The following is a 12,427-nucleotide window of genomic DNA, read 5'->3' as shown; positions in this document are numbered from 1 at the left end:
TGACATCGTACTGTTGCGATGCATCGTATTGGAGAAATACAGTGTATCGGCATGAGACATCGCATCGCCGTTGTCGGCGGCGGCCCTGGCGGCCTTACCTTCGCCCGTGTCCTGCACCGCCATGGCTACCCCGTGGACGTCCTCGAACGCGATCCCGCGCCCGACGCCCGCCCTCCGGGCGGCACGCTCGACCTGCACGAAGGCCTGGGGCAGCTCGCGCTGGACAAGGCGGGGCTGCTGGCGGAGTTCCAGGCGCTGTCCCGTCCCGAGGGGCAGGCCATGCGCATCCTGGACACGGCCGGGACCGTCCTGCGCGACTGGCGACCCCGTCCAGATGACCGGGCCAATCCCGAGATCGACCGCGGGCAACTCCGTGACCTGCTGCTCGGCCCTCTCGACGTCCAGTGGGGGCGGGGCGTGACACAGGTGGTGCCGGGGACCCGGGACGGCGTACTCGTCCATTTCGCGGACGGGCGACAGGAGACGTTCGACCTCGTAGTCGGCGCGGACGGCGCCTGGTCCCGGACCCGCCCGGCAGTCTCGCCGGTGACGCCGCACTACACCGGCGTCACCACGGTCGAGACCTCCCTGCACGACGTCGACACCCGCCACCCCGACCTCGCCCGGTTGATCGGCGACGGCTCCGTGGCTGTGTACGGCGTGAACCGAAAGCTCGTCGCCCAACGCAACAGCGGCGGCCATGTCAAGGTGTACGCCCAGTTCCGCGCTCCGCTGGACTGGCACACGAATCTGGACCTGGCCGACGTCGACGCCGTGCGATCGAGCCTGCTGGCTCTGTTCGACGGCTGGGCCGCTCCCGTCCTCGACCTCCTCCACCACGGCACCGCTTTCGTCCACCGCCCCCTCTACGTCCTGCCCGTGACCCACACCTGGACCCACGTCTTCGGGGTGACGCTACTGGGCGACGCCGCCCATCTGATGCCCCCATTGGGAGCGGGCGCGAACCTCGCGATGCTGGATGGCGCCGAACTCGCCGAGTCCATCGCCACCGGCCCCGGAGACCTGGACGAGGCCGTCCGCGCCTTCGAGGAACGGATGTGGGCACGGGCCGGCAGGTGGGCGAAGATCACGACGGCCGGTCTGGAACGCCTGGTGAGCCCGAACCCCGCCGAAGCCCTCGCCCTCTTCGACCAAGTCCAGCCATCCTGACTGCCAAGCGCGAGAGCACCAGGACCAACAGCTCGTCACGGTTTCACAGGAAAGTACGGCACCGCCGCGGTCCCTTCGGGCAAAACCACCCTTACCGACCTTGTTGGCGTGATGTCGTGGCTGACAAGCGGTGGTTGTCGCGGTGGCCGGTTGCTTGAGGTATGCGCAAGGGGGCGGGCTGACCCCAGAGCGACGGGTGTTTCGCGAGCACATCCGGACGCAGGCAGCCGGGTTGTTCGCTCTGGGACACGACAATGCCGCGGCCGGAGTTGCGTGTCAGCGTGCGGTCAATACAGCGGTGGCGCGAGGCGTGGGAGCATGGCGGAACGGCTGCGCCGGAGTCGAAGGGGCCGGCATCCAGGCCCAGACTGAGCGAGGCACCGTTCGAGGTGCAGGAGCTTGTCAAGGGGCCGGTGGCGCACGGGTGGCCGGACCAGACCTGGACGCTGTCGCGGATCATGACACTGACCGGCCGCCGGTTCCACAAGCGCCTGACTCTGTCGGCCATTGCGCAGATGCTGCACCGGCACGGCTTCAGCCTCCAGGCCCCTGCCCGACGCGCGATCGAGCGCGACGAGGAAGCGGTGAGCGGCTGGGTGAAGGAGACCTTGCCCGGGTGGAAATGCCGTGGCGGCGCTCGGGGCCTGGCTGTGCTTCGACGGCGAAGTCGGCTTCTCGATGGCGCCGCCCACCGTCCGCACGTGGGCCAGGCGCGGACACACACCCGTCATCCGGGTGCGAGGACGCTCCCAGCGCCGCTTCGCCATCGCCGCGCTGGCCTGCTACAAGCGGGGCGAGCGCTCACGCCTGATGTGCCGGCCCAAGCGGCAGGCCGATCACAAGCGGGGCGGCAGACGCAGTTTCACCTGGACCGAATACCGCGACCTGCTGACTGCCGCCCACCAACAGCTCGGCGCACCGATCGTACTCATGTGGGACAACCTGAACGTGCACAAAGACGCCCGGCTGCAGGCATTCATCGACACTCATGACTGGATCGCCTGCTCGCGGAGGCCCTGGCGGAGGGCGCGCACCTCATCGATGGATGTCTCGCCGAGACCGGCCACACCTTGACGACATCACGCCAACAGTGGCAGTAATCAGCCCATCAATGAGACACGCCCAAGCCCTTAACGTCCTTCTGCGTCCAGCACTCCTGCTGACGAGGGAGGCTGGACATTGAACGGCTCGTCAAACGCGCTGAAGGACGTGGTGGTGACGATTCCGCCGCCTCTGTAGACGGTCCTCAGCAGGTACGGCTTACCCTCAGTGGCCACATAGAAGGTGTACTTTCCTTCTTTGTCCGTCTTATCTGTAACGTGCAGCGCAACCGTCTCCCGGCCACCTAGGCGGGTTGCCTCGCCCTTCGTCACGTTGCCGAACGAGGCGAACGTCCAGGTGCACGCCGTCAATCCGTCGCCTGGCTGCGCCTCGTCGGCGGGTTCCTTCACCCACTGCTTCAGCCGAAGGCCGCCGATCTTCATGCCGCTCCAGTTCTTGAGGTATGTCTCGTCCGGACGGACGTAGTCGGTCTCACCGATCCGGATCTGTTCGAGGCTGCCGTTCTTGGCCCAGGTGGTCTTTGTCCTGCATCGGCTCTTAAGATCAGTGCTGAGTCGGGTCGCCACCGTGCCGTGGGCCGTGGTGTTGGTCGTCTCCACGGTCACGGAACGCAGTGCGCGCATTGTACTGTTGGCCTCGTCAAGCAAGTCGGCCGCGGACTTCGTAGCACCGCCGTCACCAGCCGCGCAGCCGGTGAGTACGGCCCCGCTCAGTAGACACGCCAGTGCCATAGTCATCGGAATCGCTCGCACGGGCCCCACTCCGTCTCCATATACACCGAATGGTCATGTTCATGATCGGCAGCGGGAGCCTACCAGCCCCGGCCGGGGCGGCAGAGGGCTCCTCGCCGCCGCCAGGACCAGGGGCGGTGCCACCCAACGGTCCGGTGGTCCAGCGAATGGCCCTAAGCCGGCATGGGCAGCGCGGCCGTGGGCACGTGCGTGTGCGGCTGGCGTGGTTGCTGGGCCGGCATCATCGGGCACGCCAGCCCGGCGATCGCGATGAGGTAGTCGAGGTACTCAGGCATCGCCCCATGTAGCCAGCGCTGGACAGTCCAGAACCGAGCGGCCTCCTCAGGGGTGTAGGGGGCGGTCTTGTTCCGTAGTTGCTGGGCCGCCGATACCACCTCGGGCAGGACCGCGAAGTGGCTGTCGTGCCCCGCGGCCGTGGTGAATTCAGCGGGCACGTCCAGCTCATTCACCTCGGCGTAGCGGGAGGCTGTGCCCTGGCGGGAATCGGCCGCGCGCACCGCCAGGACCACCAGCTGCACCCGGCAACCGGCCTGCCGGTACAGGGAGGCGCCGGCGATGAACCCGGCGGCGCTAAAGGGTGTTGCACAAGGCTCTGAGCTGGGCATCTCCCTGGTATGGCCGGGGTCTTAAGTGCCTGTTCCTGAGGTCAACATGACGTAGTGGTGATCGTGACGCTTGAACGAACGGCTCGTTGGTTTTCAAGGATGTGAGGACGATCGGGAGCGGCCAGGAACCGAACCGATGCAGCACACGTCTCCCGCACCATGATCTCCAACGAGCGCCAGGAGCACGCGAGTTCCACCGGACTCACCTCGTCGTCCGCGGTGACTGGGGATCGGCCGCGGGTCAACGACTACAACAGCTTCGCCGAGGCGTACACGGCCGAAAATGAAACCAACCTCATCAATGCCTACTACGAGCGGCCCGCGATGCTGGCCCTCGCCGGAGACGTCGGCGACCGACGGATCCTCGACGCCGGCAGCGGTTCCGGGCCTCTGTTCGCCGCACTGCGCGACCGTGGCGCCATCGTGAGCGGCTTCGACGCGAGTGCCGGGATGCTGGAGCTGGCCCGGCGGCGGCTCGGCGACGGTGCGGACCTGCAGGTGGCCGACCTGGGCAGCCCGCTTCCTTACTCTGATGAAACGTTTGACGATGTAGTCGCGTCCCTGGTGCTGCACTACCTGGAGGACTGGGGGGGCGAGCGCTGGCCGAGCTTCGACGCATACTCAAGCCCGGCGGTCGACTGATTGCGTCTGTCGACCATCCCTTTGCCATCAACCTCATGCACCGCCAGGCCGGCCGCGAGGCCGAGTACAAGTATTTCGACACCACCAACTGGACGGAAGAGTGGGCCATGGGCGGCCAGACCGCGCTGATGAGTATCTGGCACAGGCCGCTGCACGCGATGATCGAGGCCTTCACCGGGGCCGGCTTCCGGATAACGGTCATCAGCGAGCCAGAGCCTGATCCAGCCGCCCGCGAGCTGTTCCCCGAAGTCATCGCGGCCAAGCCGCGCTTCCTGTGCTTCCTGTTCTTCGTCCTGCAGGCCGACTAGTAGGACTCCGTTAGGTCTGTCGTGATCTTGGTGGTGTGTGTGTCCTGCTGGGCAGGGGTTGGTGGCAGATGGTGCAGATGCCGGTCCAGCACCTCAAGATGTCCTGGAGGGCGTCGAGGATCTGCTAGAGGGTGAGGCCGTTGTGTCGGTTTTGGGGCCAGCCGCTGCTCGGTGAGGAAGGCATGGGCGGCGGTGACCAGGGTGGCGTGGTGGTGCCAGCCGTTCCAGGAGCGGCCTTCGAAGTGGTCCAGGCCCAGGCCGTACTTGAGTTCCCGGTAGTCGTGCTCGATGCGCCAGCGGATCTTTGCCAGGCGGACCAGGTCCGGGATCGGGGTGTCGTCGGGCAGGTCGGACAGCCAGAAGCGGGTCGGTTCGTCCTCGCCGTCGGGCCATTCGGCCAGCAGTTGCACCGGGGGGCAGGATGCCGTCCCACCGGCCGTGCTCGGCCACCGCGGCTTGCTGGGCGAGCCGACGCGGGCGCACTCCGGTCGGCCGGACCCACATCGCGAGGAAACGGGAGGTCATCGGGGAGCGGGAGCCCTCCCGCCAGGTCACCTCCTGGAAGGCTTCCCATCCGGCGGCCGCGGCCAGTTCCGCCACCGTCAGTGGTGGCTGCCGGTAGCGGGGAACCGGTCGGCGGGCGTTCCCGGACCAGGCTGGGGCATCAGGGACTGCGTCATGCGGCTGGACGATCAGATCGCCGCGGATGCCGACCACGTACGCGTGTCCCCGCTCGGTCAGTGCGGCACGGAAATCCACGTTCTGGCCGTAGCCCGCATCGGCCACACCACTGGCGGCACCAGTCCCCATCCGGCCAGTTCGTCCAGGGCGTCCAGTGCGAGGCGCCACTTCTCCCGGTGTCCGACGTCTTCCGGCACGCCGGTCTGCCGGCGCCGGACGGTGTCCTTGGCCCATTCCCGCGGCAGGAACAGCCGCCAGTTCAACGGGCACGACGCCGTCTCGGAGACGGCGTGGACACTGACCGCGACCTGGCAGTTGGCCTGCTTGCCCAGCGCACCGCAGTACTGGTGGGCGACACCGACCGACATCCTGCCGTCCTTGGGGAACGACACGTCATCGACCGCCCAGGCGTCCGGGCCGACCTGTGGCACCATCCGCTCGGCGATCCGCCGACGCACCGGAACCGGATCCCACGTGGACTGGTTCACGAACTGCTGCAGGTTCTGCTCATTGCCGTCCGGCAGTCGCGAGGCCATGGCCTGGATGGACTTGCGGCGACCGTCCATCATCAGTCCCCGCAGATAGCAGTCGCTCTTGGCCCGCTGGTCCTTGCGCGGCACCGAGGCGAACACGTCCGCCACGAATAGCGCCAACTTCGCCCGAACACGGCTCACTTCATGTGCGTCCACACACTCACCGTGCCCCTGAACAAGGTCGCCACACAGACCTAACGGAGTTCTACTAGCCCGTCATGTCGGCGGTCTCGGCCGTGCTGGTGGTCTGCTGCTGTGGAAGCGCACCCGCTGGCGGCGCCTGCCGCACGGCCCGGTTGGCCGTGGTGAGGAGGGCCAGGATGAGCAGCCATGCTCCGCAGAGCCAGACCAGCGGCTTGGCACCCAGTGTGGTGATCAGCGCGCCGCCTGCGAGCGTGCCGATCGACAAGGCTCCCGTGGTGAGCGTTGAGACCGCGCTGGTTGCCCGGCCCCGCAGCTCATCGGGGGTGATGGCCAGTTGGTGGGTGGTCATGGCCACCGCATAGACCGGAGCCACCAGCGACTCGGCGGCCGCGACTGCTGCCAGCAGCAGCGGGTTGGGCGCGAGCGCGTACAACGGGAACATCAATGCCTCCAACCACAGCATCACCACGGCGATCCGGCCCAGCGGAAAGCGGCGCGTGGCCCTGTCCGAGACCAGCGCCCCCGCCATGGCACCGACCGCCGCGCCGCTGAAGATGACGCCGATCCACAGCGGCGGGGCGCCCATCTGCTGGGCGAGGGTGATGATCAGCAGATACCCCGCGCCGTAACGCACCTTGTCAGCGGCCGAGACCAGAGTGAGGAAGCGGATGACCGGCTGGCGCCAGAGCCAGCCGAGCCCCTCTCGGATCTCGGTGGTGAGTCGGGACGTCGTCCGTAGGTCCTGCCGGTCCACTTGGAATCGAGCACGCATCAAACGCAGCGATGCTGCGGACACCGCGAAGGAAACCGCGTTGACGGCGAACGGCACGGTCCGGCCGACGGCGTAGAGCGCACCGGCGAGTGAAGCTCCGAAGATGCCCACCGCGCTGGCGGCGGACTGCGAGTAGCCGAGCGCGGCGGACAGCTGTCGCGGACCAACCACGTTGGGCAGCGCCGCTGTGTTCGCCACCTGGCAGAGAGTGGCCAGGATCCCGGCAAGCACCGCTGTCGCATACAGCTGGGGCATGGTGAGCCTGTTCAGCCACAGTGCGACGGCGACGCCGGCGGTGAGCGCGGCCCGGCCGAGCTCACACCAGATCATGGTGGCTTTACGGTCCCACCGGTCGACCAGGGCGCCGGCGATCAGACCGAACACCAGGAATGAAAGGGTGCCGAGGCCGAGTACGAACCCGGCTTGGGTGGCCGACCCGGTGAGGGCCAGCACGATCAGCGGCAGGGCCATGAAATGAGCCTGGTCACCGATAGCAGAGACCAACTGACCGCTCAGCAGCAGCGAGAAGTCCCGGTTCCGGAACAGGCCGGGACCGCGAAGAGTATTCATTGGAATTACGCTCCGTAGCAGCTCAAGGGCACAAGAGTGACGTCAAAGCTGGTGCCCGAGCTAAGAAACACGGGGCGTAACAGACATGCGCGAACCGTAGACAGTGCCCGCGTCGGACTGCAATCGGTTTTTGGGAGATAGCCGTACCATCCCAGCGGCTTCACCCGAGTTCAGTCACCCCGACCACAGGGCTGTGCAGACCACGGGCCGCCGCCCGCGCAGCGCCTGACCGCGCTGACGCTAGTCCAGGATGCCGAGGGCGGTGTCCGGCCGGCAGTGGACACACGCTGGTACCTGACGCCGCAGCGCGTCGAGCGCCTGCTGCCGGGGCGCCGGGCGGCACCGCCCGCTCTTGGCCGCGGCCCAGCAGCCGCCGGTGTGAACGGCATCCACACTTCTGGCGATTGAGCCCGAACTGGATCAGCCATTTCGGCTTCGGCGGCCGGCGCTGCTCGCCCTGCCGCCGCTCGTACTCCCGGCGTTCCTCATCGGCGATCCACCGGTCGATCAGGGTCAGCTGCCGCGTGGTCTGCTGCTCGACGACGCGGCGGACGAACCGCAGCATGTCGAGACGGGTCAGCGGGGAATCGTCGTGCACTTGGGTGTTCCTCCGCGCTGCGCCGGTGTGTTTCGCCTTGCCCAGAAATCGAGCACACGCTCTAATCTCAGTGTGCACCGTGTAGAGCACCTCACCCACACGCAGAAGCGCATCCTGCGCTGCATCCGGCAGGCGATCGCCGACCCCGGCGAGGCACCGACGGTGCAGGAGATCGGGGACACGGTCGGTATGCGCAGCCAGTCCAGCGTCCTTCTCTGCACCTCACCCGAACGGGTGGTGCGGGGTATTCGTTTTGCCAAAGAGTTCTCCGTTCTGGATGGGCCGCCTTCATGGCGGGCTGGCGTCTGGCGACTCGCGTGCACCGCTGGTTACTGTCCGGGCAGGTGACTGAGGAGGACGCGTGGGGGAAACGGCCGCATACGAGGTCTGGCATGGCGACTCTTTGATCGGGGCGCTCTGGGACGTGAGCGTCGATCAACCGTGGATTCTCTGTCGGTTCGTGCCGGGAGTCGGCTGGGATGAAGTCAGTCCGCTCTTCGCAGCTCAAGAAGAGGCGCGACGCCAGCACTTTCCTCAGCACCTGATCGGGGCGATCGCCGCTGTGCGAGATCTCGGTGTGGAACTGCGGCCCGTGGCGGGCGGTGAGCCGATTCGCCCCTGGATGATCTACCTCACTGAGGGGCGAGCCAGCTTTCGGGACTGACCCCTGGTTGTCATCTCCCGTGCATGCGTGGACTCGGGATACCCAGGTCGACGGTCGGCCGCTTGGCTCGGCGTTGGGTCTCGTCGCGCTTGGCACGGAGGAATGTGAGGGTGAGGCCGATGCCTTCCGCCTCACCCACCCAGCCCTCGGCCTTGGCGCGTGCGCGGCGGTCGAGGAGATCAGTTTCCAACTCCGCGAGCCGGAGCAGCACCTTGGGGTTGACGGGCAGCATCGGGCACCGGACGCAGGCGTGCTCGAGCTGGCAGGGGGTGCCGTAGGGGCGTCCGCAGGAGCCGAGTTCGACCTTGCGGCGGTCGAAGTGTTCCTCGAACTCGGTCCATTCGTCGGGCGTGGTTTCTCGGTATTCGCCCGCGGGGCGGACCTGGCGCCGATGCTCAGGGTGCTTCTGATAGTGCCGGATCACGTCTTCGTCGAACACCGCTAATGGTGGAGTCGGGTATTGGAACTGTCCGAATGCCCCGCCCATGCGGGGACCTATGGGCATGGATGAGGGCTCTCAGCGGCTCGCGAAGTCCGTGACGGCTTGGTGAAGCTGTTCGAGGAAGCGGATCAGGATTGGTGCGGACATCTCGAAGTCGTCGAACCAGGATGGCGTGGTGGACCGGTGGACTCTTCCGTCACCATCGAGGGCGAACAGGATGCCTCCGCCGTCACTGCCGAACACGACGCCAGTGGCGTGATCGGTGACGCGGACGGGACCGTACTGGGTGATGTCGTTGAGTACCTGAGCAGGTGTGTGCACGAAGTATCCGTGGTCGATATCAGGTAGCGAGAGCTCGGCGATCGTGGCATAGAGGCTGATCAGCCCTTGGGGCATGTCCACGACCTCCTTGAGCCGTGCCGCCGCGGCTCGGCTCTCCTCATCGGCCAGGAGCACTTCGTCGTCGCCTGGCGGATAGCCGAAGGTGTCCTCGAAGGTGCAAAGCGTCGTCTCGAGTGCGGCGGTGATCTCCTGCTGCCAGGCGGTGAGCCAGTCTGCGGAGAGGTTCGAGGCGGTCATCGGGAGTGCGACCTCGTGAACAGGCAAGTTCCGTCAAGGACCATCCCCGCGGGCGCGGAGAGCACACTCATAACCATCCCCGCGGGTGCGGGGAGAGCAGTTTCGAACTCGGCGTGATCGTGCCCGAAATCAGGGACCATCCCCGCGGGTGCGGGAGCAGCCGTCGCCGAGATGCGTGTTGGTGTCAGCCGCTGGTGTCAGCCGTCGCACGTGGTGTTGACAGGGGCTGCCTGTTCCGACCTGCGCACCGTGGCACTCACCTCGAGATGTCGGCGAGGAGGGCAAGGACCTTGGGCCAGCCCTGCTCCTTGGCGACAGCGTTGCCGACGCGATTACCGCCCATGGATGGGTCAACTGTGCCTTCCGCGAGGAAAGGGAAGGTTCCGACACCGTGCCCGGCCCCCGGGTAGATCAGTGCCTGGTACGGATACCCGTCCTGGGCCGCGTGCAGCTCCCCGGCGATCGCCTTGACGTAAGTCGGTGATGGCCATAGCGAGTCGTCTGCGCCGGCGATGGCCAGCAGCGGTCCGCTGAGGTGGTCCAGCGGGATGCTGCCCTGGAGGATGGGATGCCCGTCCTTGGTCCAGGCGTTGCCCCCGCCGAATCCCTGGTTGACGTTGGACGACGGGGAGTAGACGACGACGCCGTGGATCAGCCGGGGATAGTCCTCGGCGAGGAGCAGGGCGGGTTCGCTGCCTCGGGAGTAGCCCATGGCGATGATGCGTGCGGGGTCCACGCCGGGCTGGGCTGCCAGCAGGCGGGCGGCCGTGGCGAAGTACTCCAGCGGGACGTTGCGCAGGGTGGCGGGCAGGCCAGGCTCCCCGAAGTAGCCCAGGGCCAGCGTCGGGTAGCCGTGGGAGGCCAGCAGAGCCGCCTCCCACTTCATGCTGACACCGCCTTCGGATCCGCCGAAGACCAACACGGCCGGATGCCGGGGAGTGCCGGGCCGGGGCAGGAACATCTCTCCGACGACCTTGTCGTGGGCCAGGGTGAGCGTTCGGGCGCTGACTCCCTTGGCCTCGCCTTCGCGGGTGAGCGTGCGGCTCGCCAACTGCCGCCCATGCGCCGTCACGGTGATCTTCACGGCGTACGAGGGGGAGGACTCAGGGGCATGGAGGGAGAAGTAGTCACTGTTCGGGTCGCCGGTAGGGGGTCGCATCGACCAGAACAGGCCCATACCGTCGACGGTGTTGTACGTCCCTGACACCGGCCTCGTCGTGGAGAGGTCAACGAGGCCGTGGTCGTCCGCGGTGAAGGTTGCCTGGCCGTGCCACACCTTGCCGTCGCGTGCGGTCGCCGACGACCCGACAGTGATCTCGTCGTGCGGCTCCAGACCGCTGATCCTCAAGTGAACGGCCTGATCCGCCAGAGCTATCGGCGCATCGACCCCGATGACCGCTCTGCTACTGGCTTGCGTCCCCGAGGAGCATCCCGCCGCCCCCCAGCCGATCACGACGGCCACGGCCAGGGCCGATCCCCGCAACCGCCGTAACGACATGTTGCCCCCCACCACCACCAGGAATTGATCCACCACACTGATCTTGAAGTGTCCGCCGAGTCAACCCTGGGGCCCATACGTGGGCGCGCGGGCGGCGGAGTCTTGATGCCCCGTACCTCGTGTAAACGTTGGCGCCCTAGTTTGGAGGGCACGTTGAGGCCGTTGGTGCCGACGTCCGCCGTAGAGGGTGATCTCGCCGTCGGACCAGCGGACCATGAGGTCGAACTGGTTCGACCCGGTGAAGTCACCCGCGGTGATGGTCTCCGCGTGGGTCCAGGTCGAGTTCGGGGCCAGCAACTGCCGTTCGGAGATGAAGTGGCCTTGGCCGTCGTTGGTGTAGAGGGTGACCTCGCCGTGGATCGTCGTCGGCGCGGCCTCGGAAGGCAGCAGCGAGCAGGGGACGAAGTGATGGACGACCTCGACCGCCGCCGCCGGGATCTCGACGGCCGGGTCGGTGATCTCGAGAGCGAACAGGGAAGCCTCTCACGCGAGTTCGGATACACCGAGGACCTGGACCACGAGCTGAGCAGCATCCGCAGTGCCATCAGAAGCTGCGAAGACAAGGTCGAGGAAGTCGACGAAGGGCTCCGCGACCGCGTCGACGACGCCGAGCGGACCGTCGCCCGCCCGGTGCAGCAGATGCGGCTCCTTGAAGGCCAGCTCATGTCCTCCGGCGGTGCCCAGGACGCGGATCTCGACACCTTCACCAAGGACCAGCATCACCTTGCTCGCAGCAGGAACGCGGCCGGCAGGCCCGCAGCCTCCTGCTCAGCGACCACGAGCGCTCCACCTTCCAGCATCGGCTGCGGTATCACCGCGAGAGCGCCGAAAAGTTCCGTGCACTGCGCACCAGGGTCATCGACACGGTGGGCGCGTTGCTCTCCACGCGGTACGGCTCCCGTGCGCACGCCGAGGCCGCCGGAGGACTCCGTGAGGCGCTCGCCAGCGAGCGGCAGCTGCGCCAGGACCTCGAACGGCAGGCACGGCTGGCGGCGGAGGCCGAAACCGCCTTGGCCGCGGACGCCAAGACGCGCGCCGACAAGCAGTCGGTGATGGCTGCCGCGGCGAGGGCCGAGAAGCGCCTCACGCCGGAACTGCGTAGCCGGCTGGCAGATGCTGTCAGCGAAAGGGCCCTGCTGCCCGTCTGGTTCGTCACCGTCTTCGTATCAGCGCCGCCGACCAGGGCCACTCAAGAGTGGCTGGAGACCGCCACTGAGGTGCTGCTGTATCGCCTCACCTACGGCGTCACCGATCAGGTGGTCGCCCTCGGCGCCAAACCGTCAGACACCGATCAGCGTCGACGAGCCTGGTACGACCGGCTGCACGAGGTTCTGCGGCGCTGGTAAGGGTGCTCCTGACGGACCGGTGCTTCCGGTCTGTCACGATTTCTCAGGCCGTGCGCGAAGC

General features: G+C 67.2%; 12 protein-coding genes and 3 pseudogenes. 6 read left to right on the top strand and 9 right to left on the bottom strand.

All coding sequences use genetic code 11. The features are described from left to right. Positions 1–51: 51 nt before the first annotated feature. Positions 52–1,170 carry an FAD-dependent oxidoreductase gene (locus ACWCQS_RS41705; protein ID WP_451009339.1) on the top strand — a complete coding sequence of 373 codons (1,119 nt, stop codon included), beginning with the start codon at positions 52–54 and terminating at the stop codon, positions 1,168–1,170. 154 nt (positions 1,171–1,324) lie between these two features. Further along, a pseudogene (locus tag ACWCQS_RS41700) lies at positions 1,325–2,270 on the top strand (winged helix-turn-helix domain-containing protein). Positions 2,271–2,300: 30 nt separating this feature from the next. On the opposite strand, the gene ACWCQS_RS41695 reads toward ACWCQS_RS41700, so the two are convergent. Both ACWCQS_RS41695 and ACWCQS_RS41690 read right to left on the bottom strand, forming a co-directional pair. Further along, positions 2,301–2,837 carry a hypothetical protein gene (locus tag ACWCQS_RS41695; RefSeq protein WP_451009338.1) on the bottom strand — a complete coding sequence of 179 codons (537 nt, stop codon included), beginning with the start codon at positions 2,835–2,837 and terminating at the stop codon, positions 2,301–2,303. A 299-nt stretch (positions 2,838–3,136) separates the two neighbouring features. Next, the gene (locus ACWCQS_RS41690; RefSeq protein WP_451009337.1) at positions 3,137–3,589 is read right to left on the bottom strand and encodes a hypothetical protein; all 453 of its coding nucleotides are present in this window, start codon (positions 3,587–3,589) and stop codon (positions 3,137–3,139) included. A gap of 159 nt (positions 3,590–3,748) precedes the next feature. Between ACWCQS_RS41690 and ACWCQS_RS41685 the strand changes: the two are divergent. Next, positions 3,749–4,539 (top strand): annotated as a pseudogene (locus ACWCQS_RS41685) (class I SAM-dependent methyltransferase). Positions 4,540–4,632: 93 nt separating this feature from the next. Here ACWCQS_RS41685 and ACWCQS_RS41680 read toward each other — a convergent pair. From ACWCQS_RS41680 to ACWCQS_RS41670, 3 genes and pseudogenes are all read right to left on the bottom strand, one after another. Then, positions 4,633–5,909: pseudogene (locus ACWCQS_RS41680) on the bottom strand (IS701 family transposase). 52 nt (positions 5,910–5,961) lie between these two features. Beyond that, positions 5,962–7,239 (bottom strand): MFS transporter, encoded by a 1,278-nt coding sequence (locus ACWCQS_RS41675; protein WP_451009336.1) that lies wholly within the window; start codon positions 7,237–7,239, stop codon positions 5,962–5,964. Positions 7,240–7,399: 160 nt separating this feature from the next. Further along, complete coding sequence (locus tag ACWCQS_RS41670) at positions 7,400–7,837, bottom strand: DUF6233 domain-containing protein (RefSeq protein ID WP_451009335.1); 438 nt, start codon at positions 7,835–7,837, stop codon at positions 7,400–7,402. A 72-nt stretch (positions 7,838–7,909) separates the two neighbouring features. Between ACWCQS_RS41670 and ACWCQS_RS41665 the strand changes: the two genes are divergently transcribed. Together ACWCQS_RS41665 and ACWCQS_RS41660 are read left to right on the top strand one after the other, a co-directional pair. Beyond that, positions 7,910–8,185 carry a LexA family protein gene (locus tag ACWCQS_RS41665; RefSeq protein WP_451009334.1) on the top strand — a complete coding sequence of 92 codons (276 nt, stop codon included), beginning with the start codon at positions 7,910–7,912 and terminating at the stop codon, positions 8,183–8,185. Positions 8,186–8,198: 13 nt separating this feature from the next. Further along, positions 8,199–8,501, top strand: coding sequence for a hypothetical protein (locus ACWCQS_RS41660; RefSeq protein ID WP_451009333.1), 303 nt, complete (start codon positions 8,199–8,201; stop codon positions 8,499–8,501). A 10-nt stretch (positions 8,502–8,511) separates the two neighbouring features. On the opposite strand, the gene ACWCQS_RS41655 is transcribed toward ACWCQS_RS41660, so the two are convergent. The 4 genes from ACWCQS_RS41655 to ACWCQS_RS41640 form a co-directional block, all read right to left on the bottom strand. Further along, entirely contained in the window at positions 8,512–8,940 is a 429-nt protein-coding gene (locus ACWCQS_RS41655) for a hypothetical protein (protein ID WP_451009332.1), read from the bottom strand. A gap of 78 nt (positions 8,941–9,018) precedes the next feature. Next, entirely contained in the window at positions 9,019–9,522 is a 504-nt protein-coding gene (locus tag ACWCQS_RS41650) for a hypothetical protein (RefSeq protein ID WP_451009331.1), read from the bottom strand. Positions 9,523–9,778: 256 nt separating this feature from the next. Then, complete coding sequence (locus ACWCQS_RS41645; RefSeq protein WP_451009379.1) at positions 9,779–11,020, bottom strand: acyl-CoA thioesterase/BAAT N-terminal domain-containing protein; 1,242 nt, start codon at positions 11,018–11,020, stop codon at positions 9,779–9,781. 483 nt (positions 11,021–11,503) lie between these two features. After that, positions 11,504–11,740, bottom strand: a complete 237-nt coding sequence (locus ACWCQS_RS41640; protein WP_451009330.1) for a hypothetical protein — start codon at positions 11,738–11,740, stop codon at positions 11,504–11,506. A 155-nt stretch (positions 11,741–11,895) separates the two neighbouring features. Between ACWCQS_RS41640 and ACWCQS_RS41635 the strand changes: the two genes are divergently transcribed. Beyond that, the gene (locus tag ACWCQS_RS41635) at positions 11,896–12,366 is read left to right on the top strand and encodes a hypothetical protein (protein WP_451009329.1); all 471 of its coding nucleotides are present in this window, start codon (positions 11,896–11,898) and stop codon (positions 12,364–12,366) included. Positions 12,367–12,427 lie beyond the last annotated feature (61 nt).

Source organism: Streptomyces sp. NPDC002076 (assembly GCF_053593835.1).
The sequence above is the reverse complement of the archived record's forward strand: the minus strand, read 5'-3'. Positions and strand labels throughout refer to the sequence as shown.